Source organism: Thermosporothrix sp. COM3 (assembly GCF_059696735.1).
This window is the reverse complement of record NZ_AP019376.1, coordinates 2,407,199-2,432,845: the sequence shown is the minus strand read 5'-3', so window position 1 is coordinate 2,432,845 and position 25,647 is coordinate 2,407,199. Positions and strand designations below refer to the sequence as shown.

Below are 25,647 nucleotides of genomic sequence, written 5' to 3'. Positions count from 1 at the left end.
TTTTATCCATAAAAACGTGTATGAATGCAGGTAGAACAAGTAGTAACTAAGTACCCATTGAGGGCAAAAATAGTCAAATCTGTTTCTCGTTATGCTATACTGCACGCATTCTACCTTTCGTGAAAATGGTGATAGTCTACTCCTGCTAGAAAGAGGGGCAAGGATCAGTTTAGAAAGCAGAAAACGCTCAATACTGTTCATAAGTTGCTGCTTGTGAAGGAGTATTCCTATCAGCATTGGAACAACTACAATTTCAGGAGGAAATTGTTTTATGGCGTTTCGTTTTAGCCGCAGAAAGATGCTGGCCCTTTCAGCAGGGTGTGCGGGAACCGTCCTTGCTGCTGGTGCCGGGCTTTACCTGTTCCGTCCGGAAGGATCCCAATCGGCCCACGCGGCTCCCGCTTCCGTGAATCCCTTTCCGTTTGATATGCCCTCAACCAGCGTACTGCGTGCCTCGAAAAAGAAGGTCTTCGCCTACTACTTCCCTCCCTTTCCCATCTCTATTGAGAACGCGGTCCCATCGCAAGATTACTACGCTGCGTGGCTGGACCCCGACGCGAAAAATGGGCAGTATCGCGCAATTGGTGGCTACCTGCGTGATCGTCCCATTGGACGTGCTCCCCGGTCGGAAAAAAACTGGCTTCAGATAGACTATCAAGTGGAGGTACAGCGTGCAATTTCCATCGGGCTGGATGGCTTTATCTATGAAATGCCTGATCATGATCTGGTGGATCAACGCTGGAACCGTGTCGGTATGATGCTGGATGCAGCTAAAGCCGTTGATCCTGGTTTTCGTATCGGTCTGAGCATTGACCTTCCTACCGCCTCCGACGCCACTCCTGACAATATGGCGAAGGTGATTCTGGCTCACAAAGATCATCCCTCCCTGCTTCGCCTGGATGATGGCCGTATTGTGATCGAGCCATTTTATCCTGAGCGCAAGCCGCTGAGCTGGTGGCAGCAATTGCGCACCCTGGTGCAGGCTGGTGGTGCTGATATCGCCCTGATCGCGATGTTTTTGACCGATAATATCTCCGGTTTCACGTCCTGGTTTGGCACAACCTATGGCGTTTCAACGGCAGGCATGCGTAAAGCTGGCAGTATGCCTGTCTACGCGAATAATGCGACTCTGGCCCATACGAATAAGAATATCTGGGTCGCTCCGATTGCAACTCAGGATTCTCGCCCCAAAGATAGCAACTACTGGGAGACAGCGAATAGCCAGCTTCTTCGCAACTCCTGGACCTCTGCACTCCAGAACAATGCGGATTGGGCTGTGCTCTTTACCTGGAACGACTATTCTGAATCAACCCACTTCTCACCTTCGGTCGAGACTCAGTATGCATTCTATGATCTCACCGCCTACTACGTCACCTGGTTCAAAACGGGTGTGCAGCCAACGATCACACGCGATGTGCTCTACTATTTCCATCGCACGCAGTTCTCGAACGCGCAGCCCGATACGACAAAGCAAACGAGTGTAATGAAGATCCGTTCCGTCAGTGATCCGGCAGTTGATAAAATTGAGGTTGTCGGTTTCCTCAAGGAAGCAGGCACACTGGAAATCAACGTTGCCGGTAAAGCCTATCAGCAACAGGCAAATACCGGCATGACTGTCTTCAATATCCCTCTCGTCGCCGGTAAACCTGTCTTCCGTCTGCTGCGCAACAATACAGCCGTGATCTCTCAACCGAGTAATTTCCCGATTCAGGAGAGCATTGTCTATCAGGATCTTATGTATCATAGCGGAGGCAGCTCACGCGCTCCAATTATGACGCGCCGCTATTTCCAGCTTGTCAGTCTCAATAGCGGCAAGGTTCTTGATGGGGGCAATGGTACTGCCAATACGGGGCTTGTGCAGCAGGTGAGTAGTTCTTCTTCCTCCCAACAGTGGCTTCTGGTTCCCGGCCCTGACGGCTACTATCAGATCCGTAACAAAGCGAGCGGGTTGGTCCTTGATATTCAGAGCGACGCGCCTACCTCTCAGGGCTCTGCTGTGGTCCAGTCCAGTCCAGCGACATCATCTCAAAGCCAGCTCTGGCAACTTGTCGCGCTTGGTGATGGCTCCTGTGCAATCATGAACAAGCTTTCCGGTTTTGTCATCGATGTGCGCCGCGCTTCTCCCGATGCCGGTGCCAGTATCATTCAGTATGGCTACAATGGAGGCCCGAATCAACGCTGGTACCTTCAGGTAGTCTAACCGTGTCTCCTACCCTGCCTGGAAGCCTATTGGCCTTTGCGCTAACGGCTTCCAGTGCCCGATGAAGCAAGCAGAAGTGGTCGCCAGTTTAGCGTGACGGCGTGAACAATTGACCGGGCGTCAGTTCCTGAACACCTATCACAAACTGCATCACATCAGGAATGGATCTGGCTACAGTCAATTCTACGGGCTGATGCGAGTGGGGGCGCACACGCGTGTCCAATGCCGCGGCTTCACTGGCCCACCCGGAGGCGAGCCATGCTGTATAGGGAACGAAACTGGCTGCTCCACGTTTGGCCGGGAGACGGCGGGCGTTCCCGGTGTTGATAGGGGTCAATGCAATATGCTCTATGTATGCGGTTGCTAGCTTCTCTACATCCACCGTTACTACTACCTGGGGACGTGGCTCACACGCAGTTCGTTGCCGATTGAGCCGCGCGGGATCGAGCCAGAAGAAGACTCGACTATTAATCAACTCATACCACTCGGAGGGCGACATACCGACTAAACAAGCGGCCAGGGCCTTTGGTGGCATTGGCCGTTGATCTCGAATCTGTACGCCGTTTGGCAGTCTGGTATGTGTCAGGCGCTGTTGTCGCTCCAATTGCTCCCGCTCAATGCCAGAGATTTCGGCAGTGTCGAAGAGTGCGCTGGCGCTCAGCAGGCCATCTCGCTGAATCATCGGCCAATTTGCGGCTTCTGCCAGATGGTACGCACGAGTGAGCTGTTTCATTTCACCGTTTCCGTATGCTCTTTTTCCTCGCTCTCGCAAGGTAATGGATAGTATAAGAGCAGGTATGAGAAAAAGCAATCTTTATTCCCCGTTTCGTCTGGCTGAAAACCCTCATTCTATGCTGCCTTAATAGGGCTGTATAAGGGATCATCTAAAACTCTCATCACGATACTGGAGACTTTTTCGGTGTGGCGCTATCAGATGGATCAGGTATAATTGAGCCTGTTAGCCTCTTTTTTACGTCCTGCCACCCTGTTTTTACTCTTTTCACCCTCAAATGTTGCATCTGTGTTGTACAGTAGGGATGTGATCCAGAAAATGCCTGGCCAGCATGGATCGGAGACGCATGCATGCACCTTCCATACGAAATCCATCTTGTTTACCCTGTTCTTGTAGAGCGTGCGAGAACGGGGCAGAGATGAGGAGCAGAAGGGAATGCTCCTCAGAAAACTACAGAGGAGAGATACATGATTCACTCAACAGTCAGATATGCGACACTGCACGATTGGATTGCGCAGGAGGCAGTTCCATTCTCGCTTGCTTCTCCGACCATCTTCAATGCTGCGGTTGATAAGCTGATTGCTTCACTTGGGAGTTCCGTAGAATTGCTCGGCTTTGGAGAGGCACTTCATGGAGGGGAGGAGCTCCTTCTTCTTCGCAATCAACTCTTCCAGTGCCTTGTAGAGCGCCACGGCTATAGCGCTATCGCCATCGAGAGCAATTTCCATAAGGGAGACATTGTCAATGAATATGTGCTTGGGCGCGGGCCAGATTCGTATGAAGCAGTACGCGATGCTGGACTGAAACACGGCTTTGAGCGGTTCGAAGCGAATCGAGAACTCATCGAGTGGATGCGCCAATACAATGCTGATCCAGCACATCCTGTGAAAATCCATTTCTATGGTTTCGATGGTCCGACTGATGCGCCTATCACATCCAGTCCACGTCAGATTCTCTCTGTTGCACTTGATTACCTCACCTCAATTGATCGGGTTCGCGGTCAGGAATATCGTAACCGCATTGAACCACTGCTTGGTCAAGATGCCGCCTGGGAAAATCCAGATGCCGCACTCGATCCAACGAAGGCCGTAGGCCAGTCTGCAGAGGCAAGGGCGTTACGCATTGAGGTAGAGGAACTCATTTCAGAGCTACATTTTCGCCGTCCCGAGTTGGTGGCAAAGAGCGACAAAAGCCGCTACCTGGAGGCTATGCAATTCGCGGTGGAGGCGCGGCAGTTATTGAACTATCATGCAGAGCTAGCACGAGCGTCTGACAAACGCATGATCAGGCTACTGCATATCCGTGCTGGAATGATGGCGGATAATCTGGAGTATATCATTTCTCGTGAACAGGGCCGAGGCAAAGTATTCATCTTCGCTCATAACAGCCATTTGAATCGAGAACAGACAATATGGCAATGGGGGAACGAAACCGTGACATGGTGTCCCGTTGGGGCTCATCTTCAAGAGATGTTTGGTTCGCGCTATGCCGTCATCGGTTCCGCTGTGGGTGAATCGCCAGTTCATGGAATCGGCCAGCCAGAAGCAGGCACGCTTGAGGCGCTGCTGACTGCTGTTCCGGGACCTGCGCGGTTCATTCCCACGCATGGCGGGCAGGGGCTGCCTGCAGAGGAGATTGCTGCTCTTCCCGTTCGCTCTGGCAGCAAAAAGAATGGGTCGTATATAGAACCACTGAGTGCCCAAAGCTTCTCTAATTTCGACTGGTTCGCTGTCCTGGATACGGTGACATACGTTCGTGGTGGGCTCCCCTGGTTAGCGCAGAGCGTAGATATAGAGTAGTACCCCGAGTTTCTGAGCATTCTGTATTCAATGAATAGCTCAGAAGGGGCAGCAGCGGGAAAAGAGAAAAACCGTTGTGAGAATACAGGAAAGCTCCTTTCTGTTTTATTGTAATGGAAAGCCGATGAAGAGAGGTGAGGCGGTTGAATGGGAATACCAGAAATGGCTTCTCTGTTATAGAAAGATGGAAAGAGGAAGAGGATCACAGCCGAAAAAAGTAATGAAAGCTGTGGGTGGGAATAAAACAGATGGAGCTTCTGTTATAGAAAGATGGAAAGAGGAAGAGGCCCACAGCCGGAAAGAGCAATGAAAGCTGCGGGTGGGAATAAAAGAGAGAAATCCTCTGTTGTAAGAGATTGGAAAGAGGAAGAGGGGTCAGGGAAAGAAGAGTAAAGATGATCTCTCTTCCGGGTCAAGAGTGTCGCATAGAGTCATGCTTCGCAGGAGGTGATGTCTATGACAATGCTGAAACGCTATGACCCATTCAATGAGCTCTTTACGCTGCGTGATGCGATGAATCGCCTCTTTGATCAGAGCTTTGTACATCCGTCAGGCCTGTTCACGGAAGCCGTCAATCAGATCCCGGTGAACGTGCTTGAGACCGAGCAGGGCTATGAGGTTCAGGCGCTGCTGCCGGGTGTCAAAGCGGAGGATATCGAGCTGACGGTGAAGGAGAACACGCTGACCCTCAAGGGCAAGTATGCGCCGGTTGTGGAAGAGGGGAAGCAGGTGAACTGGCTGCTTCAGGAGTTCGGCTCCGGCGAGTTCACGCGCTCGATCACCTTTGAGAAGGCGCTGGATACCGAGCACATCGAGACGAGCTACGAGAATGGCATGCTGAAGGTGTATGCGCCGATCAATGAGGCGGCTCGACCCAAACGGATCAGCATCAAGGCGCAGCAGCCCAAAGAGCTGGCGGCGAGCACACCTCGCTGAGCCAGCCCAGAGGGCCGTTATTTCAACCTCGACACAGGGCGGCCAACAAACACTGTTGATATGGTGCCGCAGGGGCTTGCAAGAGAAGCAGGCCCCTTTCTTTTTTTGGCGTGATCTCCCATTGTATCCTCGGAAGCGTCACTACGCTACAGGCATTGCAAGATGTTGGGCTGGATCAGACGGTTCAGTGCTTTTACACAGTGTGGCTGCGGCGCCATCATCTCTTTCTCAAACGTTGTTTGCCGTCAAATTATGCCTTTTAAAGAACTGATGAAGCTTCCTGGTTGTTTCTTCATCACCTGAAAATACATGACAGCGGACAGTAGAATGCTCAAGGACTTGAAATGTGGCCGTCTCAAAAGTCAGGTCGCCAAGTATAGGATGCCTGAGATGTTTTTTGCCTGTACAGGTAGCGCGCACATTGTGTTGAGCCCAGAGCTTGCGAAAAACCGGACTGGCGTGTTGGAGGCGTTTGATAAATGTTGAGATCTCAGGAGTGTCCAAACTGCGATTCACCCGGCCCCGAAAGACCTCCAGGATCTCTTGAGCATAGTGTTCCCTTTCGACAAAGAGGGTGATCTGCTCGCTCAAAGGAGTCTTTGTAAATAACAACCACAGTAGATTGCGCTCACTTTTGGGAAGTTTGCCAAAATCTCCAAAGACCATCCTGGCGGCATTGTTCCAGCCCAGGATATCATAAGTACGTCCGGTGAGCAGCGCAGGCACAGCATTCAGCTCATCAAGTATGTGATGATAGATGTGTTGTACCGGCTCTTCTGGCCGCATACTCTGCAGATCGGGTGCGGGTTGATGAGCAAGCGTAAAAAGATGCGCCCGTTCATCTTCAGTGAGCTGGAGGACGTTGGCCAGACTGGAGAGTATGCTGCTTGACACATGAATGTCTCGCCCCTGCTCTAGAGCGGTATACCATGTTGTGCTGATCCCTGCCATGATGGCAACCTCTTCACGCTTGAGCCCCGGAGTTCGCCGATGGAGTCCAGGCGGCAGCCCGATCTGTTCGGGAGAAAGGCGTGCTCGTCGCGTTCTGAGGAACTCCCCCAGTTCTTTTCTCCGTTGTTTCTCACTACATTGTTGCATCGTTTTCCTTCTTTCCCTGTCCGAATGCTAGCACTGAGAATGCTACCATAAATGCTAGTTGGTACTCAACTTTCCATATAGATATACTCAAAAACAGAGAGCACATCAGCTCAATCGACTTATAGAGAGAAAGGAAAATAGTATGCAACAGAATTTTCATGGGAAGGTGATCATCATCACGGGAGGAAGCTCAGGAATCGGAAAAGCATCAGCCCGGTATTTTGCGCAAGCGGGGGGAAATGTCCTGATCACGGGAAGACGCGAGGAGGCCCTGAAAGCGGCGGCAGCAGATCACGAACGTATCTCCTGGATGGTTGCTGATATCTCTCAGGAGGAGATGGCTAAAGCTGTAGTGACACGAGCCCTTGAACTATGGGGACGTATTGATGTAGTTGTGAATAATGCAGCGGCTATTGCGCTGACTCCTCTCGCAAGCGTCAAGACTGAATTGATGTATGCCTTGTTCCAAACCAATGTCTTTGGTCCGACCTGGCTCAGCAAAGCGGCACTGCCCGCACTGAGCGAAACGAAAGGCTCTATTGTCAACATTTCCAGTATTTCGGGTCAGGTTGCTGTGGTTCCAGAGACCTATTATGCGGCCAGTAAGGCAGCTCTTGAGCACCTGACGCGCTGTTGGGCAGTGGAACTTGCTCCGCTCGGTATCCGTGTCAATGCGATTGCGCCTGGCCCAACTGATACACCGGCATTAGAGGCATTTGCCCAGAGTGTCCAGCAAGAGGAGTATACAGCGGTTCCCTTGCATAAACGTGGCACACCGGAGGAAGTTGCTCGCTGGATTGCCGCGGTAGCAGACCCGAGCGTCAGATGGATCACTGGACAAATCATTACGGTGGATGGCGGAGTCAAGTTAGGCGCGAGCTTACAATAACTGCGCCCAGGATATCCTTCGCTGCCCTTTCCCTGCTGTTCCATTTCAACAAGAAGTGGGCAGCAAGGAAAGGTCTTTCTGCTTTTATCCCTTCTCTTTTAGCTGCTTTCTCTCTGCAAGCACTATTCGTATCGCTAAGCCATCAGCTACCGGACAAACAAGGAGGTGACAGTTGCTTCCACTTTCCTCACTTTCTTGAATGCTCCTCCCTCGACATAAAATACGGCACAGTATAGATCAGGCGGCTATTTCACTGCACACTGGCGACCGTAAAAAATCAACGACGATGCGCTTTTCTACCACTCAGGCTTGCGGGCATCCTTGAGAAGGACTGCTCACCTCAGGGGTGATAGATCAGCATCTGTTGGCCATGAGTTCGGAATCCTTCTCTTTCTTTTGTGCTTCTCTTTTTCTATATGCCCTTGATTCTCGTTCCGTTTTCTGTTATTATTCAGTTATACTTACTAATTGTTACTGAATAATGACTAAAAAAGAGAAAGGGGGTTGTATGCCAAGACATCTCGACGAGTTGGGGCGCTACTCAGATCCTGCCCTGTTGATCCTGTCCAGCCTTGCCAGTGGACCCAAGCACGGCTATGCAATGATTGAGGATATCGCGACCTTTAGTGGCACCAGGCTTGAGCCGGGGACACTCTATGGAGCGTTGACACGACTTGAGCGCAAGGGCTGGATTGAGGCGCTGGAAGCGGAAGACCGTCGCCGCCCGTATCGTATCACCGGGGCTGGCATGGTCGCGCTGCGGGAACAGCTTGCCACAATGGAGCGGATCCTGACTACGGGTAAGCAGCGGCTGGCTACGACCTAACGGGCATTTTCTTGTCTAGACTCGATCAGGTGTACAGAAGGCTTCGGTTCTACTTGTAAGTATGAACTGTTTTTCAGGACGGTATGAACTTTAGGGTGATAGCCTGTGACGCATCTTCTATATAGAGTAAAAATGAAAAAGGCAAATGGCAGGTAATATGTTCTGCTATGGAGAAGTTTGAGCATAGAGAAAAATGAGTGATTTCAAGGGGGCTTTATGAAAATTCCGTATCTGCTCTTGCGGCTTTATCCGCGACGCTGGCGTGAGCGCTATGAAGAAGAGATGATTGAGCTACTCAAACAACATCATGTGACGCCTATTACCTGCTTTGATTTGTTTCTCGGTGCACTTGATGCCCGCTTTGATCCCCATTATAAGAGCGAGCGCAGTCTTTTCCCTGGCGGCAGTCTCAGTATGTCTGTGCTGGTATTCATCAGTTCTTTTATCCTGTACTCGGTCGTGTTGGGTACCTGGCAGAGTTTGATGAACCCGATCTCGCTCACGATGGAACTTCCTATCTATGAAACTGTTTCTGTGACCTCAAAGCTGGTTCAGGTTGTAACCCTTTTGTTTCTTCCCTGCATCACCTTTTTCTTCATGGCAAGAACAATGAAGCGTGCGTGGGTCGAACGAAAGAGACGCCGCTTTTTTATTCTTCTGGGCGGTGTGTTGCTGCCATTCCTGGTGACAATCGGGCTGTTGTTCTCGTTGCGCTCCATCGGAGTTCCTCTTATTTCCGGACTCCCCATGCTCTGGGGACTGGAATATCTTTTCTGCAATGTGCTGCTGCTTGTATTTGGCATTGTGGATAGTGTCACGATCAGGCAGAGAAGGCTATTGCTCTTTGCTGCGATCTTTTTTGTGGCGGTCATGGCAATTCAATTCGGTGCCAGACAGGTGTATCATTCATCGCTTGATTTCTCTACGTTGATAGGCAACGCTCTGTATACCAGCGTCTATCCATACATGGTGCTGGCTCTGGGGAAAGCACAACCGAATAGGAAGAATCTGAAGCTAATGCTGATCACCGGGAGCGTGCTGTTTGCGCTACTGGCTCCATTGCCTTTCCTTCTGTTGCTTGGCACATGGAAGACCGCTTTCAGTACACCTTATTATCCCCAGTCTATCGATGCGCTGCATCGGTTTATGGGGGTTTTGCCGCTGACTGTCAGCTTCTCACTGGCAATGCTCCTGTTTCTGTGTATCATGCTGGTCACACTGTTTCGTGGCTATCTGGCCTACTTCAGCCGAAAGAAAGAGATACACGCTGGACAACCTGGAGTCCAGGAACAGCTTCAGCGCTAAAGATGAGGGGTGGGCCACTGCTACCCGTGCGGAACTCCCTGTTTTTGGTTTTGATATGCAGCAGAACTGTATTATATTATTTGAATTGTAGCGCGTTTATAAGGAGAATCAACGTTGTGATCGGGTACATATGGTGGTATCATTGCCGCTTGAGGCCAAGACAGCGGGCAACATGCGTTGTCAACTCCTCAATACTTATGCTGCCATCAACCTGAATGCAAGGGAGTTGCAACGCCGTGGCCTGTTTTTTTAGCTCTTCTGTATAAAGTGCATCACGAGCAAGCAGATGAGTTAAGGCTGTTTGTGGGTCGCTTGTTTGTCCCGCAATGCTCCATAATGAGCCGCGTCGACAGAAGGCAGTACGCCTCCACTCTGAAGTAGGAAGCAGCCAGACAGCCTGATTGGGTTCTCTTAACAATGGAGCAACGAGGCGAGGCAGAAGCTGGTACCCTTCGACCAGGATGAGGACATTGGTTGGCAGGTCTAGCAGATCTTCCAGAATGAGTTTGAACCCTTCTCCATGGAAGCCGTGAAAGGTGCGAAACATCTCCTCTGGTGTTCGCTTGGCCCATCGCTCATCCATCGTCATAGCGATGAAAGCATGAAGCATGGGGTGCTCGATGGGGTTTGAGCGGGCCGTGTGTGCCGACTGCATGTCATCGCAGTGGTAGAGGCGAACCCCATATTGCTCCGAAAGCCGCCGCGCGATAGTTGACTTGCCTGCTCCACTTCCGCCACCGATCCAGCGAATGTGTTGTAGCCGTTGTGGTGAGAGGCCAAATGTATGAGAGGGACGTGTCATCCTGTTCCTGCCTATCGGTCTTTCCCTGAGGGAACTCAATAACTCCTTCTCAGGTGAAGTATACCTGATGGAGAGTGGATTTTCTAGCTATCGAAGCGTGAAATCTCTTGACTCAGATCACATTTCCCCTTTCAGTGAATTGGCACTTACGCTCTTGATAACGTCTTTTCCTTTTGTGTCGCTCTTTACCTGCTCCTTTCAGGTCGCTGACTCCCCCGATTTCGCAGATGCTTGTTTTTACCGCAGCAGAAGCAGAGCCAGCAAGGAAACTGATAGAACCTGGGGAGTGAGAGAGCTTTCCCACTATGCAGTCAGTTAAAGAAACGGAGGGGAGAGATATGGATCCCTCCCCTCCACAGGCGAGCAACCTGGGCTCTCGCCTCCCCGGCGTGGTTAGCATGCTTGGAGCAACAGAAGACCCTCGCGCGGGCTTCGTTGCAAGCCTCGCCCTTAGCTCTCCGCTTTCTTCACAAGCTCACTGATCCTCTCCTCTTCGGCGGCGGTCAACTCCTTGAGCGCGAAGGCGACCGGCCACATAGCGCCTTCGTCGAGATGGGCTATGTCGTTGAAGCCGAGTGTCGCGTACCTTGTCTTGAACTTGCTTGCGGGCTGGAAGAAGCAAACGACCTTACCATCTCTGGCATATGCGGGCATCCCATACCAGGTTTTCGGTGAGAGCTCTGGCGCATTGGCTTTGATGATCTCATGGAGCCGCGTGGCCATGACACGATCTGGTTCCGGCATCTCGGCAATCTTAGCGAGCACGTCGCTTTCCCCTTCCGCCTTATTCTTGTTGGCGCGTGCCTCTGCTTTCTGCTCTTTGGCGCGCTCCTTCATCGCGGCTCGTTCTTCCTCTGTGAAGCCCTTAGACTTCTTGTTGCTCACGGTAGTATTCTCAGCGGACTCCTGTGTGTTCATCTTTTCTGTTTTGCTCATCTCAATCTCCTTCTAATTGATCTGGGGTGAAAACCGTGCCATAGCGCGGTGGCGAACTTATCCTCTTCTCGTTGTATGTTGCCTCATATGGCCGTGAAGCTTTTGGAGGCGTTTCTTCAAGGGTGACGGGCTTACCAGGGATGTGACCTGCATTCGGCGCTTCTCATTGTCACCCGGTGATACTCAAGGGCTTTTTTTGCCCCTTCCAGCTTTTCCGTATTGGCTCTCCGGTATCGGAGTAGATCGTTGAAAACGCGCTTTCTACAGTCAGCTCGAATAAGATGTAATGATCCTGCGGCTGATACCCATATGTCGCAGCAAGTTCCCGCATCGCCGGATCATCAGTTAAAAATGCATGTCCTGTCAGGCAAAACTCTCCTTCACCACCATCATTGCTGCTTACCCAACAATGCAACATGTAGCCGGAACCTCGCTGTAAATCATGGCCTTTCGGAGATGTTGGTTCCATAAACAGGAGCAGATGCCCCTCGCCTATAATTGGCGTCACGGGATGAACGCGGGGCATTCCGTTCGCACGGACAGTTGCCAGATAGGCTGGGCCACTTTTCAAGCGAGCCTCGCCAAAGGCGGAGAGTTCTGGTTCAGCGAGCGCAAAATCTTGCCAGGACTGATTCATACTATACTCCTGATTTTTCTGTTTAACATAGCATCAATCGGCGCGATACTGAAGCATGCGAGGCGCATCTGCACTGCACCTCGCAGTGACTAGGCCTGGACTACCTGCCACACGTTACCATCGGGATCCCGCAGGTCAAACCATTTGACGCCAGACCCCGGACCATACAGATCGTCCTTCACGTCGTTGACCTTGACGCCCTTTGCTTTGAGCTCGTTGTGGGTCGCTTCAACATCGGACGTCGCCAGGTAGAGCCGCATTGTACCAGGACGCATATTTCCATGCAATGTCGAGAGTGTCAGCGAGGCACCCCCTCCCGGGAACGCAAGTGTGACCCAGTGCTGTTCTCCTTGTCCGTAGTCCGTAGTGACCTCAAATCCCAATTGCTCCGCGTAAAAGGTTTTGGCCTTTGCCATATCGGTAACTGCCATCATCACCATCTGTATTTTTTCATTAGCCATGATCGAATCTTCCTTTCATTTGCCGTTAAACAGTGTTTTCTTCGTGTGAGAGTAAGGCATGCTTCACCTGCTCAAGCGTCCTTTGTCTGGGCTGTGCTCGTTTCAAGGGAGAGCAGCGTCAGACCGAGACGGACGATCTGGAGGAGCACTCCATGCAGCGCGGCCTGATCTGGCAGCGTCCCTGAGAGGAGCGTTGTCCCGGTCTCCTGTTGCTCGATGCAAAGTCCGCCAAAGCGGTCTTGCCAGGCTGGGTCCAGGTGTCCCTGAACTCGTATCACGTAGTACATCTGTCTCCTCCACATTCTGCGCGTTTCACGGCCTTCAAGTTGTGTTCAGAAAGGCGAACAACGGAGGATCTTGGATCACCGTGTTTTCCTTCCCGCTGGTATAAAGAATAACAGAACGCGAGCGCTTCCACAGGAGCCAAAAGGATACCAAAGGGAGTAGGTGTAAGAGGAGAACGGTTCCCTGTTGGGAGGAATCCTGTTAGAGCAGGGAGCGGGCACGCGCCAGGGCCACTGCCTGAGTGCGGTTCGTGGCTCCCAGTTTGCTGAGCAGGTTACTGACGTGTTTTTTGACGGTGGGCAGTTCGATCACCAGGGACCGGGCTATGTCCTGATTCGAGGCTCCGGTGGCCAACAGGCGCAAGACATCCTGCTCACGCTGTGTAAGGGTAATGCCCGGAGTGGATGCCTTCCGGGCAGGGAGGGATGCAGACGCGAGAGAGGAGGGCGAAACCTGAGACAGGTGTGTGCTTTGTTGCACCTGCTCGAAAGTGGTCAGCAGCTTTGAGATGTAGGCTCTGGTGGAGGGGGCCACCTCATGCTGCTGTGAGTTGGGAGTTAGCAGTGTCTCAAGTGCCTGACGCATCGGTTCGCCTTCATCCAGGTACAGACGCAGGTAGCCCTCTGGTTCGGTCAAAGCTAACAGGCGCGTCGCGACCTTGCATGCTTGTTCGTTCTGGCCTGCATGGTGTAGCGCCACCATGTACTGAGCCAGATATGTGAGGGTAATCTTGCTGTTGGCCGAATGAATCAGCTTCTCGCTAAAGCGTTCTAGCTGCTCCAGAGCTTCTGTCCAATGGCGCTCTACAAAATATACCCGCATCACAATCGGGAAAGCGTCATACAAGCTGCGTTCCCATGCCCCTTCGGGAAAGACAATGCTCATTGCCCAGTTGGTTGCCTCTCTTATCTCTCCCCGAGCCAGCCACCACTGTGCTTGCATGATGGGCAGCCAGTTCCGACGGTGATATCCTGCCAACTGCTCAAACTCATGCAGTGCTTGCTGGACAGCAGACAGATCTCCTCTTGCCTGCTCGACCTGCATCAGATGCATATATCCCGACAGGAGTAAATCACTCTGTTGCCAGGTGGTGGCATCTTGAATGACCATTCGCAGCCAGTCACGCGCCTCTTCCAACCGATTCCATTGATACAACACTACTGCCAGGACATCCCTGAAGTACCCTTTGAGCAGGGTATAGCTCCCCGTCTGTTCGATCAGGTCGAGGGCGGCCAGACTCTCCTGATAGGCCAGGTGTAGCTGTCCTGCCTCTTCTGCCGCGAGTGCCAACCACTGTATGACTCTGATTGCCGCCAGGTGGCTTCCCGAGCGGCGGGCCTGCTCTCTGGCGTCCAGCAGTTGTGGTAAAAGCTTTGCTCTCTCTTGCCTGGCCGTGTAGTAGACGACGTTACAGAAGAGCGGGAGTATATGCCAGATGATCTCCTCGTCCTGGTCAAGCTCCTGCATCTCCTGCTGAAGGGCGGGCAGGCGCTCATACTCTGAGGCCGCTATTGCCTCATACAGGGCGATCCCCGCGCGTAACAGGCGCAGACGCAGATGCAGCAGGGTCTCCGAAGCGGGCTCGTTCGCTTGATGCTGCAAGGCTACTTCGACCCGTGTTATGAGCTGTCTCACTTGCTGGTGGCGACGTTCACGCTGCCCTTGGGTCGAATAGGTGACGGGGTGAAGGAGATAGAGTGCTGTAGTGAGTGCCAGGTGTGCGTGTGCGCGTACCACCGGATCAGGCAATGCCAGCACCCAGCGTGCCATTGTCTCCGCCTCTCCACGCAGCCAGAACTGTTCGATGGTTTGTTCCATCAGCCGCGCTGCTGTGGAGAAAGAAGCCCCGGCAAGTGCATGAGTAATGGCTTCAGTCCACTGTCCTTCCGCCTCATAAAAGTCGGTAGCCCGACGATGCAAAAGCGGTACTATCTCTGGTTGGTTGTTATGGAGCGCCGAGAGCAGGGCTTCACGAAAGAGATCATGCAGCCGATAGGTGCGCCGCTCCTCATCCAGAGGCACCAGGAAGAGGTTCGCTCGTTCCAGCAACGTGAGCATGTGCTGACTGGCTGCTCTCGTTGGTGCAGCCGTGACGGCCTGGCACACACGTGCGTCCAGATGAGAGAGGATGGAGATGTGAAGGAGAAAGTCGCGCATATCGGGTGATAGGCGTGTCAGGATATCCTCTTGCACGTAATCCAGCAGGTACCTCTGACTCCCGGTCAATGTTTCAAGGTACGTAGTGCGATCCTTACGCTTTTGCATCGTGAGCGCGACCAGGTGTAGCCCGGCAATCCAGCCTTCCGTTCGGCTCACCAGCCGCTGTACCTCTTCTTTTGAGAGTGGTGGCGAGAACATCTTGTCCACAAACTGCTGTGCTTCGTTCTCCTGAAAGCGTAGCTCGCTCGCACGAATCTCGGTCAACTGTCCGTGGGCTCGTAGACGCGCAAGAGGCAGGTCCGGGTCTACGCGGGTGGAGAGGATCAGATGCAGGTGCGCGGGCAGGTGCTCCAGGAAGAAGGCCATGCCCTGGTGAATGGCTGCTTCTTCTATCTCATGATAGTCGTCTACTATGAGGACAATAGGAACAGGATAGAGCTGCTGGCTTTCCAGCTCATGGAGAAGTACGGAGAGACAGGAGAAAAGCGGTGGAGGCTGAGGCGATTGTAACTGTGCTACGACGTTTTCTCCGAAGTCTGGTTCCAGGCAGGGGCAGCGGCGCAAAGCCTCGATCAGCGCGACCCAGAAGCGTGTCAGACTATTGTCCAGTTCGTTCAGCGAGAGCCAGGCCACCTGTGTCTTTTTTTGTCGATGTGCCCAGACCAAGAGCAGCGTTGTTTTGCCCCATCCCGCCGAAGCGGAGAGCAGAGTCAGCGGTGTCGAAAGCGCCTCATCGAGTGCAGTCAGCAGGCGTTCACGCTCTACCAGGGCGCCTGGCAGTCGCGGCGGAGTAAGTCGTCCCGAAAGCACCAGCATCCCCTGATCGAGCGAATGTCCGGTTTTCTGCTCACGCAAGAGCGCCTGTGCCGTCTCCTCCAGTTGTAAGAAACCAAGATTCTCGGTCTGCCCGAGGTATCGCTTGCGGGTGCGGCCCTCTTTGGTCTGGTAGGCATACCAATACGCTCCCCCACGTGGTCGCTGTTCCTGATAGACATTGAGAGAGCCTCTTGCACCGTGGAAGGCAAAGGAAGTCGCCTCCTGGAGCCAGTCTAGCCAGGCGGCTTCATCCGCTGGTTGAAAGCGATGCTCAAGCCGTCCACGAGTGTATAACTCATAGCAGCGCTGCTCTTTGGACCAGATCAGGGCGTGGAGTGGTGCTCTGGGCATCGAACCTTCCTTCTGTCTGCATTGTTCCCGACTGCTCCCATTCCTCCCAACACCAGGAAGTATAGCAGAGCGGCGGCTTACCGACAAGGCTCCCTCGCGACGTGTCGACCTGCCTGCTTCTTTGCGCGGATCGAAGCTCTCTACAGGTTGATACCCACCCTGATCTAGAGGCAATTACCAGGAAGTTCCAAAATCCTGAACGGATCAAAGTCCCCTGCAAGGGCGTTGGGTTCATGATCGCCCTCGGATTTGAGCCGTTCCAAAATCCTGAACGGATCAAAGTCCCCTACAAGGGCGCTATGCCTCGCATCGCGCTAGAAGCGTTCTCAGAAGCTGTTTTGCGAGGCATAGCAAGATATTCCTCGCTGAAAATGGCGACACGATCCGTTTTCAGGGTTTCCGGCCTATTGCTAATCCTTCTCAGCTTGCTCCAGAGACCGGTTTCTTGCCTTCTCGTGGGTTGGGCGACGCTGCGTGCTTGGAAATGGCATCACTTCCGGCCTCGCATGGATCTGCTTCCAGTATAGCCTGCGCGAGCTCGAAATGCAAGAGGGAAACACTGAAGCACGAAGCTATGTGTGCTGTTAAGGGATCTTAAGCAGGGTGTGTATGAAACTTTGCTGCAAAAGGAGTTTGTCTTACACAGGGCAAGCAGGGCGTGTAGAGGAGAGAGCGGGTATAATGAAGAGTGGGTCAGGGGCAGTGCCTTTCTCCCTGGTCAGGTGTTGGGAAGGAGTGGAATATGATACAGAAAACACAGCACGATCAGAAAGACGGTATTCCTGCGACACTCGAAGCCTTTGAGTGTCTCATCAATTGTGAGCAACCGTACCGCTATGAACTTACGCAGTATGACCTCCGGACGCGATCCGGGATCATTACCGATATGACCGGGTCGAGTTGGGCACATGCTCAGCTTATCACGCGAGCCCTTGTACAATTTGAACTCCAACTTCAGTCAGGACCTTGTTCAGTGATAACAGGGCAACATGTCAGCATTCCGGAGCACCCGACGTGTATCCCGGACGTCGTGATTACCTGTGATGTGGGGGATCGTAATCAAAGCGGCTTGTGCAAGATTCGCTCGCCCCTGCTTGTGATCGAGGTACTTTCCCCGAGTACAGAAAGGTATGACCGGACGGAAAAATTTCAGCGGTACCAGCATTGCCCGAGTTTGGAGGTCTATATCCTCGTCAGTCAGCAGAAACGCAGTATTGAGGTTTATCGTCGTAACTGTGACTGGAAACAAGAAGTGTATGAGTCTGGAGTGATTCGTCTCGATGTTCTTGATCTAGAACTGGACATTGAGCAGCTTTATCAAGGAGTCCTTCCGTGAAGAGGGAGGGACACACGCTTTAACGTCTTTTCAAGACCCTGTTCGATCTCATCGAAAGAAGAGGTATAACCTGGAAGCATGCAGAAGTGCGGCCCAGGTTCTTTAGCAGCCCTATCGCTCTCTGAGTCCTGGTAGGCCCCTGGTACCATTCCCTGCTTGTGCTCGGGAAAATAGGTCTCTTTGATTGTCGGGTCTGCACCGTTTGTGTCCCCTCTTTTGTGGCTGGCGACCCGCTCCCTTTCCCCGGATGAGGAAAGAATGTCTCCGATTGCTCCCATTTTGAGCAAGGAAGAGTGATTGTTTTTGACATTTCTTGTCGAGATACAGATCTAGCGCTGGAGACGTCCACGTTCATGCCTTCACACCGTTTGACCATCCCTATTGGTTCATGTGAGTTTAGTTCCTTGCAAACTGTTGCTGCGTCAAGTAAGCTTGAAGCATATATTTGTTGTGGCAGAAAGACACGTTGAGAATGGAGAGAGATGTGTCAGACGAGCTAACGCGCATTCCGGTGCCATCAGATATCAACACCGCCTGGAAACCGCCAACGGACCTCTCGAAGCCGCTCACCCCTTTTCAGGAAGCATTTGTGCTCTCGGCTTGTCCAGAGGGAACACGTATTATCCAGGCCCGGCTGCATCGAACTGTTCAATTACCGTGCCCCATCTGGGTTGATGTGAGCTTGCCCAATAGAGAAGCATGTCGACTCATTCTTCGTATGAATTACATTCTGGGTGGAGTTGAGAAGGAGGCTGCTATTCTTCCCCTGCTTGCGCTGGCCGGTTTACCGGTCCCGACAGTTCTTGCGGGGCCTGCGATTGATCCCGCGCAACCCGAAGCAGGAGCCATGACAATCTTGAATGTCTTGCCCGGTCAGTCGTTTCTCGAATGGGGCTTGACTGCTACCCCGGAGCAAATCCAGTGGGCTATTGGTCTGATTCTGCAAGGAATCGATCTCATACATGGTGTGACGACCTTCCTCCAACACTCGCCCATTGCCCAACAGTTACCAAGAAGAACGTTGAGTTCGGAACTGCAAGCGATTCTTGCCAGGGGTGGTCCCTGGCTCTCTGAAGCTGTTTTCGAGCAAGCGATAGAAGTCTTAGAGCCTATCGTGAGCAAGATCGAAACGCCATTAGCCTTCTCCAGCGGAGATTACAACCAGGGGAATTTTCTTTTTGAAGGAGAACGCTTAACCGGGATTATTGACTTCAGCTTGCCGTGTTTTGAAGACCCTCACATCGGCATGGCGATGTACTTGATTTATTGTTGGAGCCCTTATGATCAAGCGGGCATTGTCGAGCGCTACCTGAAGAGACAGCACCTCACACTTGCCAATTTTGCTCCTCGTTTGGCCTTACGTTGTCTGCGAACCCTTCAGGAACAGTTTCCCGTTGTTGGGGGAGAAGATGTGTGTGATGAATGGAACTTTGAAACGCTGGCTGCGGCTCGTCAGAGGGTGTCAGGCTTGCTCAAGCGGGCAATGGATATCATGAGACCCTGAGCGGGAGCCGTTCAGATTATAGCACGCCCACTCTTCCAAATGGGCTCGACTCGCTCCCAGATCTTGCGGTTTGGGAGCAAGGGACGCTTGAAGCAGTAGTGTAATCTCAAGGTGAGACGTCTGATAGCTTATAAGTTCGACTTTACCGTCAGAGAAGGCTTCTTTGTTGCTGTTTTCAGCTTCACGATATTTGTTGTATGGGATGAGTGTGGAAAAGATACATCTACGAAACCATGTTGATAGCTTCTCCTCGTTTGCTCTGGTGTAAATAGAGAAATACAATTCGTGATACTACATGCTGGCTATCCGGGCTTTTCTATGGTATATTGGTTCAAGCGGAAAAACAGGTACGTAATTTCTCGCCGGAGGATGAAATATGGCAATCCCCGATTATCAAAACCTTATGCTCCCACTCTTAAAAATTGCTGCTGATGGGAATGAACATACTCTCAGTGAGGTAATAGAGATTCTGGCCCAACAGTTTCATCTCAGTGATCAGGAGAGAAAAGAATTGCTCCCCAGTGGCAAGCGACGCAGATTTGATAACCGCGTTCATTGGGCTCGAACCTATCTGGTCAAAGCAAACCTTCTCGCCGCGACAGGAAGAGCAAAGTTCCGCCTGACAGAACAAGGGTCCAGGGTATTGAAGAGTAATCCGCCACGTATTGATGTGCAGTTTTTAGAGCAATTTCCTGAGTTCATGGAATTTCAAAACAAGAGTAATAAAGCCAGTGGAGATACAGAGGCTCCCCAGGAAATGCTTGAGAAGATCAGCCAGACGCCACAGGAAATTCTGGATACGAGCTATCAGAGCTTGCGGCAAAATCTAGCGCAGGAGTTACCAAAAAGCGGCAGAAGGCCCTGGCTTCAGCCAAGGGGATGGATGGCGCAGGAAGCCATCAGAGTCAGAACGTTCCCCTTCGCTTGACAGAAGACAATCGTTGTGCGAGAATACACGAAGATAGTGAGGAAGAACAAGGAGCAAGGGATGCTGATCTCCGAATACAAGCTCGATGGGTCGAAGGCGCAATTCGCCGCCATCGAGGAAGCCATCCGCACCACCCAGTTCATTCGCAACAAGTGCCTGCGCCTCTGGATGGATGCACGTGGCATCTCCAGGAATGATCTGCAGCGGTATTGCGCTGTGCTGGCCAGACAGTTCCCTTTTGCGCTCTCCCTCAACTCACAGGCCCGGCAAGCTGCCGCAGACCGGGCGTGGGCTGCCATCTCCCGTTTCTACGAGCACTGTCGTCTCAAGATACCCGGCAAGAAGGGGTACCCTCAGTTCCAGCATGATTGTCGCAGTGTCGAGTACAAGCAGACGGGCTGGAAGCTGGAGGCTGATGGGGTACACATTCGGTTCACAGATGGCTGTGGCATTGGCCGGCTGCGCCTCATCGGCTCGCGTGATATCATGGCCTTTCCCCTCTCACAGATCAAGCGGGTACGACTGCTCCGGCGGGCTGATGGGTATTATTGCCAATTCGCGGTGGCGGCCACGCGACGCGTTGAACATCAGCCCACAGGCAAGCAGATAGGCATTGATCTGGGGCTGCGTGCCTTCTTCACTGACTCCGAAGGCAACACCGTGGCTCCTCCTCAGTATCTCCGCAAGGCGGAACGGCGGCTCAAGCGGCTGCATCGTCGGCTCTCGAAGACGCAGAAGCGCAGCCGCAATCGGCGCAAAGCCCGTCAAGCCCTCAGCAAAGCGTATCTCAAGGTGCAACGGCAGCGCGAGGATTTCGCCAGGAAGACGGCGAACGCGCTTGTCTCGTCTCACGACGTGATTGCCTACGAAGCCTTGCAGATCCGCCATCTCGTCAAGAACCGTCATCTGGCCAAGAGCATCGCTGACGCGGCGTGGGGTCGCTTCCTCTGGTGGGTGAGATACTATGGCACGCTGCATCGTGTTCCGGTGATCGGGGTGGAACCGGCCTATACCAGTCAGGACTGTTCTCGTTGTGGGCAGCGGGTCAAGAAGAGCTTGAGTATGCGTACGCATCTGTGTCCTGGCTGTGGTCTGCTCCTCGACCGCGATCACAATGCCGCCTTGAATATCTTGCACAAAGCGCTACAGGGTACCGTCGGGCAGACGGGAACCGACGAGGGTGCCTCGTCGAACGCTTCTGGACAGCCTGCCGCTACGCGTCGTCGCACTGCGACGCCGCGCAAGCAGGCTGGATGAAGGAAGAATCCCCGGCCTTCAGGTCTGGGGAGTGTCAATGAGGAATAATATACACTACGTTACATATAGGCCGGGAAAAGTGATACTTCCTTTCCCTCTGGAACCTATCAGCTATCGAGGAACTGCGTATGCAAGGGCTGGCCATGAGAGGAGTTCGTCCACCTCTTGATATCGGAAGCTGTATCGTTTTGACACGTGGTAGAAGCCAACGGAGAGAAGTTGTAGGGCCTTTCAGATCCTGATTGGGAGAAAGATCAATCTAACAGAACGGTCCGTATTCAAGTCTCGGGCCTGGGAGGAGCCGCGTTTTAACCATATATCGTTGCTCCTGCCTCTGATGGCGCGGCCACTCCAACAGTATAATGCCCGTTACCTTGTGCAGACTCTTCTGTGTTCTTTCGCGTCTGCTCTCATGGCATACTCGTCAGCAAATACAGTGTCAAAACCCCTATGATGAATGCGCTTCCAGGCTTGCGCGCAGAACTCCTTGATGGGCTGCCAACTGAGCGCGTGCCTCCTCAGGTGAGAGATGAGCCAGGCCCATCAAGATCGCGGTCTTGGTCTCGCCTCCTGCTTTATGCAAAAGCTGAGCAGCGTCAGCCTCCGTCAGGCCTGTGGCTAGCTGAACGAGCTTTACCGCCCGAAGACGTAATTTCTGGTTTGTCGCCTGGAGATCGACCATCAGATTTCCGAACGTCTTGCCCAGAAGGATCATACTGCCCGTACTGAGCATATTCAAAACCAGTTTCTGGGCTGTCCCGGCTTTCAGGCGTGTTGACCCACTGACTACCTCGGGGCCAACCTGGGGCGCGATCATAATGTCTACCTCGCGCGAAAGCAGCGTAGCGGCATTGCAGGCGATGCCGATGGTCAGTGCTCCCTGCTGGCGAGCATAGGCGACAGCACCCAGGACGTAGGGAGTACGACCACTGGCAGCCAGGCCAACCACGACATCGGCAGAAGAAAGGGAGATCCGTTGGAGATCGGCAGCTCCGGCGTCAGGATTATCCTCGGCCCCTTCGATCGCATGAGTGAGCGCTGCCGGACCACCCGCGATCAGGCCGACAACCTGCCCTGGAGGCGCGTTGAAGGTGGGAGGACACTCCGAGGCATCCAGAACCCCCAGGCGACCAGAGGTGCCAGCACCGATATAGATGAGACGGCCACCTGTACGCAGACGTGCCGCAATCTCCTCAATGGCGCGGGCGATGTTGGGTAATTCTTGCTCCACCGCACGTGGAACCGTCGCATCTTCCGCATTCATCAGGCGGGCGATTTCCAGTGCACTCAGGCGATCAATATCGCGTGTGGCGGGGTTTGGTTGCTCGGTTGCGAGCGAGTATAATGCTTCGGGCTGGGTGCTCTCCATAGAAAATCTCCTCAAGAAGGTGCAACTGCATATGCTCTATAATAGATAGGTGTGTCTATGCTTTTTGCAATTTCAAACGAGATCAAAATCTCTCTGCAAGGCGGCCTACCTGGCAGGGCTTGAGAGGTGGCAAGAACACACCGTTTGCGGGCTTCAGCTTCTGAGTGTCGCTTTCTGGCTCTGCTCTCGCGTTTCCTCACCTGGCTTTCTCCTGTGTGATCTCAGCTTCTTTCGGCTGACTCCTGCTCATCGATGCGAGGCAACGAGTATGAACTGTATCCACTTCCTGCCTTATGGCGCCTGATCATCTTGAAAAGAAGCATACTCGAATGGACGGGAAAAAGCAAGCATTCCATCTTTTCGCTCAGGGCTTTTCAATTGTCGGGGATATGCCGGATTACCAGGCTTTACAAAGGTCTGGTATAAAAATGGTGCAGTTGAGGGGCCATGCAGTCAGGAGCGAGAGGGCTTGTTTTTCGATCTGCCCGACGGTTCTCACAAACGGTAGTGCCTGGGAAAGGTATTGTGTATCGCTTTCTCGTTACGATTGATCAGCAGAGCCGTGTTTCCCCTTGCTTGTAAGCCCGGGCCTTTGAATGATCATCCCAACAGTGCCGTGAGGCTTGCCCCCGGCTAACGAGGCTGGTGAGAAGGGTAGCCTCACAGGCAAGGGATGCGAACAGAACAGCCGTGCGAGCCCGTAGCGAGCAATTCCTGAGATTCGAAGGGCAAACACGGCTACCGGGCAACACGGCGCATGGCTGCAAGCATCATTAACACTGACCGGGACTTCGTCGATTCGAGACGAGCCAGAGTGCTGATCGGCATTGGCAAGGCCGCGCGCTATGAGTGCGGTCGGGGTTGCGATGCTATCAGCAGGACCAATGCATGCAGATCACACGCATCGCACCTTATCCTTCATAGAGCAACGCAGCCTGACGCCGCCGAGCAAAATCCGCTTGCTGCTCTGGCCAGGCTGCCATGATTTCATCTACAGTAGCGCCACGTTCCAGAGCCAGGCGCAATTGATCGGTACCGCCAAGCAGGTCAAGAAAATACTGGCCATCACTGCCCTGCGTCCAGTTCAAAGCGTCCGGGTATAACGAGCGGATTGTGTGCAACAGATAGAGACCCACTGTGAGGGGGCGCAACTGCGTGCGATCTGTGATATGAAGCTGGACGCCGCCACAGGGAGTATCACGATGCTTTGAGAACTGAGGCGTAAAATACAGAGGACGGAACGCAACTCCTGGCAGCGCCAGATCATTCATGGCCTCAGCGAGCTGAAAAGGATCGATCCAGGGCGCTCCAATCACCTCGAAGGGTCGTGTTGTGCCGCGCCCCTCTGAACAGTTGGTTCCCTCAAAAAGGCAGGTCCCGGGATAGAGTGTGACTGCATCCAGGGTGGGCAGATTGGGCGAGGGCATAATCCAGGGAAGATCTGTCTCATCGAACCAGAGGCTCCGCTTCCAGCCACGCAACGGCACAACGGTGGGTGGAGGCCAGCCACGCTCAGAGGCAAAGAGACGGGCCAACTCGCCTACGGTCAGCCCGTGACGAACCGGCAGGGAATACGCGCCAACAAAGGAGGCGAAACGAGGATCGAGCACATTACCCTCAAGAAACGTGTCAGGAAGAGGGTTAGGACGGTCAAGCACAAGAAACTCCAGGCCGGCAGCCGCTGCGGCCTCCTGCGCGAAGAGCAGCGTCCCAATATAGGTATAGTAGCGCACCCCCACATCCTGAATATCATAGAGCAAGGCATCCAGGCCGGCCAGCATTTCTGGCGTAGGACGGCGCGTGGGGCCGTACAGGCTATAGATGGGCAGACCGGTGCGCGGATCATGGCTGCTTGCTATATCAACGCCCGCCTGCGCATCACCACGAATGCCGTGCTCAGGTCCAAAAAGGGCACAGAGGTGAAGAGAGCCCTGTGCAGAGAGGAGATCTACGGCGCTTTGCAGACGATGATTGACGGCGCTCGGGTTGGTAATCAGCCCGAGGCGCTTTCGAGAGAGATGGGGGAGCCCCTCCGCGAGGAGCGTTTCAAGGCCGGTTTGTACGGGGGCAGCTTGCATAGGTATCCTTCCAGAGCCAACGGAGTAGGGAGCGCTGGCACATGTAGTACGTGTATGATAATGATCCTATATCAATCGACTCTGGTTCCAGAGTGCCATATTTGAAAGGAGGAGTCAAGCAAGAAACTCGTCATCTGCTCGCTCCGACAGGCAACCTCAGGTGTCGCGGGCTGTACTTCAATAGCTGCGAGATCCGAGCGGAACTGTTGGCAGGAGAGACACGGGTAACCAGGAGTACACAGTTCCAGCGTATACCAACTGTGTATAGACCTATTGTTAGAGAAGGCACGCTTTGACAGCGATATAGTATTATATATAATATATGCTATACGTTCCATCGTTCTTGTTCCTTCTCTTTTCTAATGTACTTCAAAAAGGCCTTCTGGCGTGATGGCTCTCTTCAGTAGTGCATCAGAACAACACGGTTTAAAAGCAAGGGAGATCTATGTCAATCGAACAGAAGAAAGCGCTTGTTACAGATTATGTAGAGCGTGTGTGGAATCATGCTGATCTGGCAGCGCTTGATGAGTTAACAACAGATACATTTCGCTACTATCTTGGAGGACAACCAGGGCGAGACCACGAACAAATGCGCCAGCTTATCACCATGCTTCATACCGCCTTTCCTGATTGGCGTGTCGAGATCGTTGAAATGGTTGCAGAAGCCAATACAGTCGTGATCCGATGGCAGGGAGATGTAACGCATCTTGGACCGTTTCAAGGTATTGCTGCAACAGGGAAGCATATTGCAGTCAACGGCATCAATATGTACCATATACGAGAAGGAAAGATAGAAGCTGAATGGGAACAAACGCACACCCTGGGCATGCTTGAGCAAATGGGCGTTTTACCCCCGGGACAGGATAAGCCTGCGCGTATATAGAGCGGACTTCCAGGCCAGGAGGTGTGTCCATTTGTGGCTACTTGAATAGCGCTTCCTG

Annotated in this window: 22 protein-coding genes; 12 read left to right on the top strand and 10 right to left on the bottom strand. The window is 52.9% G+C overall.

Annotation, left to right across the window (positions count from 1 at the left end; genetic code table 11):
* Positions 1-271 precede the first annotated feature (271 nt).
* Positions 272-2,200, top strand: a complete 1,929-nt coding sequence (locus KTH_RS10495; protein WP_497618401.1) for an endo-1,3-alpha-glucanase family glycosylhydrolase — start codon at positions 272-274, stop codon at positions 2,198-2,200.
* Positions 2,201-2,288: 88 nt separating this feature from the next.
* On the opposite strand, the gene KTH_RS10490 is transcribed toward KTH_RS10495, so the two are convergent.
* Positions 2,289-2,933, bottom strand: a complete 645-nt coding sequence (locus tag KTH_RS10490) for a DUF7002 family protein (RefSeq protein ID WP_497618400.1) — start codon at positions 2,931-2,933, stop codon at positions 2,289-2,291.
* A 467-nt stretch (positions 2,934-3,400) separates the two neighbouring features.
* Here KTH_RS10490 and KTH_RS10485 point away from each other — a divergent pair, with 467 nt between their 5' ends.
* The 3 genes from KTH_RS10485 to KTH_RS10475 all read left to right on the top strand — a co-directional run bounded on the left by KTH_RS10485 (position 3,401) and on the right by KTH_RS10475 (position 5,668).
* Positions 3,401-4,732 carry an erythromycin esterase family protein gene (locus tag KTH_RS10485; protein WP_497618399.1) on the top strand — a complete coding sequence of 444 codons (1,332 nt, stop codon included), beginning with the start codon at positions 3,401-3,403 and terminating at the stop codon, positions 4,730-4,732.
* Positions 4,733-4,808: 76 nt separating this feature from the next.
* Positions 4,809-5,042, top strand: coding sequence for a hypothetical protein (locus tag KTH_RS10480; RefSeq protein ID WP_497618398.1), 234 nt, complete (start codon positions 4,809-4,811; stop codon positions 5,040-5,042).
* A gap of 146 nt (positions 5,043-5,188) precedes the next feature.
* Entirely contained in the window at positions 5,189-5,668 is a 480-nt protein-coding gene (locus KTH_RS10475; RefSeq protein ID WP_497618397.1) for an Hsp20/alpha crystallin family protein, read from the top strand.
* Between the two features lie 228 nt (positions 5,669-5,896).
* On the opposite strand, the gene KTH_RS10470 is transcribed toward KTH_RS10475, so the two are convergent.
* Positions 5,897-6,766 carry a helix-turn-helix transcriptional regulator gene (locus tag KTH_RS10470; RefSeq protein ID WP_497618396.1) on the bottom strand — a complete coding sequence of 290 codons (870 nt, stop codon included), beginning with the start codon at positions 6,764-6,766 and terminating at the stop codon, positions 5,897-5,899.
* A 142-nt stretch (positions 6,767-6,908) separates the two neighbouring features.
* Here KTH_RS10470 and KTH_RS10465 point away from each other — a divergent pair, with 142 nt between their 5' ends.
* From KTH_RS10465 to KTH_RS10455, 3 genes are all read left to right on the top strand, one after another.
* Positions 6,909-7,655 (top strand): SDR family NAD(P)-dependent oxidoreductase, encoded by a 747-nt coding sequence (locus KTH_RS10465; protein WP_497618395.1) that lies wholly within the window; start codon positions 6,909-6,911, stop codon positions 7,653-7,655.
* Between the two features lie 508 nt (positions 7,656-8,163).
* Positions 8,164-8,481: a PadR family transcriptional regulator gene (locus KTH_RS10460; protein ID WP_497618394.1), complete on the top strand. Its 318-nt coding sequence runs from the start codon at positions 8,164-8,166 to the stop codon at positions 8,479-8,481.
* A 216-nt stretch (positions 8,482-8,697) separates the two neighbouring features.
* Positions 8,698-9,786, top strand: coding sequence for a hypothetical protein (locus KTH_RS10455; RefSeq protein ID WP_497618393.1), 1,089 nt, complete (start codon positions 8,698-8,700; stop codon positions 9,784-9,786).
* Positions 9,787-9,925: 139 nt separating this feature from the next.
* Here the strand turns inward: KTH_RS10455 and KTH_RS10450 are convergent, their stop codons facing one another.
* From KTH_RS10450 to KTH_RS10425, 6 genes are all read right to left on the bottom strand, one after another.
* A complete protein-coding gene (locus KTH_RS10450; RefSeq protein ID WP_497618392.1) occupies positions 9,926-10,588 on the bottom strand; it encodes a hypothetical protein in 663 nt (220 codons plus the stop codon).
* 450 nt (positions 10,589-11,038) lie between these two features.
* A complete protein-coding gene (locus KTH_RS10445; protein WP_497618391.1) occupies positions 11,039-11,524 on the bottom strand; it encodes an iron chaperone in 486 nt (161 codons plus the stop codon).
* Between the two features lie 169 nt (positions 11,525-11,693).
* Positions 11,694-12,161 (bottom strand): pyridoxamine 5'-phosphate oxidase family protein, encoded by a 468-nt coding sequence (locus KTH_RS10440; RefSeq protein ID WP_111324443.1) that lies wholly within the window; start codon positions 12,159-12,161, stop codon positions 11,694-11,696.
* 89 nt (positions 12,162-12,250) lie between these two features.
* Positions 12,251-12,622 carry a glyoxalase superfamily protein gene (locus KTH_RS10435; RefSeq protein ID WP_497618390.1) on the bottom strand — a complete coding sequence of 124 codons (372 nt, stop codon included), beginning with the start codon at positions 12,620-12,622 and terminating at the stop codon, positions 12,251-12,253.
* 71 nt (positions 12,623-12,693) lie between these two features.
* On the bottom strand, positions 12,694-12,909 hold the full coding sequence (locus tag KTH_RS10430) for a DUF8691 family protein (RefSeq protein ID WP_497618389.1): 216 nt from the start codon (positions 12,907-12,909) through the stop codon (positions 12,694-12,696).
* Positions 12,910-13,108: 199 nt separating this feature from the next.
* The gene (locus KTH_RS10425) at positions 13,109-16,234 is read right to left on the bottom strand and encodes a DUF6788 family protein (RefSeq protein ID WP_497618388.1); all 3,126 of its coding nucleotides are present in this window, start codon (positions 16,232-16,234) and stop codon (positions 13,109-13,111) included.
* 742 nt (positions 16,235-16,976) lie between these two features.
* Between KTH_RS10425 and KTH_RS10420 the strand changes: the two genes are divergently transcribed.
* From KTH_RS10420 to KTH_RS10405, 4 genes are all read left to right on the top strand, one after another.
* Complete coding sequence (locus KTH_RS10420) at positions 16,977-17,570, top strand: Uma2 family endonuclease (protein WP_497618387.1); 594 nt, start codon at positions 16,977-16,979, stop codon at positions 17,568-17,570.
* Positions 17,571-18,054: 484 nt separating this feature from the next.
* Positions 18,055-19,074, top strand: coding sequence for a phosphotransferase (locus KTH_RS10415; RefSeq protein WP_497618386.1), 1,020 nt, complete (start codon positions 18,055-18,057; stop codon positions 19,072-19,074).
* Positions 19,075-19,450: 376 nt separating this feature from the next.
* On the top strand, positions 19,451-20,002 hold the full coding sequence (locus tag KTH_RS10410; protein WP_497618385.1) for a winged helix-turn-helix domain-containing protein: 552 nt from the start codon (positions 19,451-19,453) through the stop codon (positions 20,000-20,002).
* A gap of 60 nt (positions 20,003-20,062) precedes the next feature.
* Positions 20,063-21,259: an RNA-guided endonuclease InsQ/TnpB family protein gene (locus KTH_RS10405; RefSeq protein ID WP_497618384.1), complete on the top strand. Its 1,197-nt coding sequence runs from the start codon at positions 20,063-20,065 to the stop codon at positions 21,257-21,259.
* Between the two features lie 448 nt (positions 21,260-21,707).
* Here KTH_RS10405 and murQ read toward each other — a convergent pair whose 3' ends face one another.
* Positions 21,708-22,628, bottom strand: coding sequence for an N-acetylmuramic acid 6-phosphate etherase (murQ, locus tag KTH_RS10400; RefSeq protein ID WP_497618383.1), 921 nt, complete (start codon positions 22,626-22,628; stop codon positions 21,708-21,710).
* 911 nt (positions 22,629-23,539) lie between these two features.
* Positions 23,540-24,706 (bottom strand): exo-beta-N-acetylmuramidase NamZ family protein, encoded by a 1,167-nt coding sequence (locus KTH_RS10395; protein WP_497618382.1) that lies wholly within the window; start codon positions 24,704-24,706, stop codon positions 23,540-23,542.
* 445 nt (positions 24,707-25,151) lie between these two features.
* On the opposite strand from KTH_RS10395, the gene KTH_RS10390 reads away from it, so the two are divergent.
* Entirely contained in the window at positions 25,152-25,589 is a 438-nt protein-coding gene (locus KTH_RS10390; protein WP_497618381.1) for an ester cyclase, read from the top strand.
* Positions 25,590-25,647 lie beyond the last annotated feature (58 nt).

Bases quoted from the DNA above. Each gene is read 5' to 3' on its own strand.
- KTH_RS10450 (WP_497618392.1), bottom strand. From the start codon at position 10,588: ATGACACGTCCCTCTCATACATTTGGCCTCTCACCACAACGGCTACAA.
- KTH_RS10470 (WP_497618396.1), bottom strand. From the start codon at position 6,766: ATGCAACAATGTAGTGAGAAACAACGGAGAAAAGAACTGGGGGAGTTC.
- KTH_RS10390 (WP_497618381.1), top strand. From the start codon at position 25,152: ATGTCAATCGAACAGAAGAAAGCGCTTGTTACAGATTATGTAGAGCGT.
- KTH_RS10495 (WP_497618401.1), top strand. From the start codon at position 272: ATGGCGTTTCGTTTTAGCCGCAGAAAGATGCTGGCCCTTTCAGCAGGG.
- KTH_RS10425 (WP_497618388.1), bottom strand. From the start codon at position 16,234: ATGCCCAGAGCACCACTCCACGCCCTGATCTGGTCCAAAGAGCAGCGC.
- KTH_RS10475 (WP_497618397.1), top strand. From the start codon at position 5,189: ATGACAATGCTGAAACGCTATGACCCATTCAATGAGCTCTTTACGCTG.
- KTH_RS10395 (WP_497618382.1), bottom strand. From the start codon at position 24,706: ATGCAAGCTGCCCCCGTACAAACCGGCCTTGAAACGCTCCTCGCGGAG.
- KTH_RS10430 (WP_497618389.1), bottom strand. From the start codon at position 12,909: ATGTACTACGTGATACGAGTTCAGGGACACCTGGACCCAGCCTGGCAA.
- KTH_RS10455 (WP_497618393.1), top strand. From the start codon at position 8,698: ATGAAAATTCCGTATCTGCTCTTGCGGCTTTATCCGCGACGCTGGCGT.
- KTH_RS10410 (WP_497618385.1), top strand. From the start codon at position 19,451: ATGGCAATCCCCGATTATCAAAACCTTATGCTCCCACTCTTAAAAATT.
- KTH_RS10435 (WP_497618390.1), bottom strand. From the start codon at position 12,622: ATGGCTAATGAAAAAATACAGATGGTGATGATGGCAGTTACCGATATG.
- KTH_RS10420 (WP_497618387.1), top strand. From the start codon at position 16,977: ATGATACAGAAAACACAGCACGATCAGAAAGACGGTATTCCTGCGACA.
- murQ (WP_497618383.1), bottom strand. From the start codon at position 22,628: ATGGAGAGCACCCAGCCCGAAGCATTATACTCGCTCGCAACCGAGCAA.
- KTH_RS10445 (WP_497618391.1), bottom strand. From the start codon at position 11,524: ATGAGCAAAACAGAAAAGATGAACACACAGGAGTCCGCTGAGAATACT.
- KTH_RS10490 (WP_497618400.1), bottom strand. From the start codon at position 2,933: ATGAAACAGCTCACTCGTGCGTACCATCTGGCAGAAGCCGCAAATTGG.
- KTH_RS10405 (WP_497618384.1), top strand. From the start codon at position 20,063: ATGCTGATCTCCGAATACAAGCTCGATGGGTCGAAGGCGCAATTCGCC.
- KTH_RS10485 (WP_497618399.1), top strand. From the start codon at position 3,401: ATGATTCACTCAACAGTCAGATATGCGACACTGCACGATTGGATTGCG.
- KTH_RS10460 (WP_497618394.1), top strand. From the start codon at position 8,164: ATGCCAAGACATCTCGACGAGTTGGGGCGCTACTCAGATCCTGCCCTG.
- KTH_RS10440 (WP_111324443.1), bottom strand. From the start codon at position 12,161: ATGAATCAGTCCTGGCAAGATTTTGCGCTCGCTGAACCAGAACTCTCC.
- KTH_RS10465 (WP_497618395.1), top strand. From the start codon at position 6,909: ATGCAACAGAATTTTCATGGGAAGGTGATCATCATCACGGGAGGAAGC.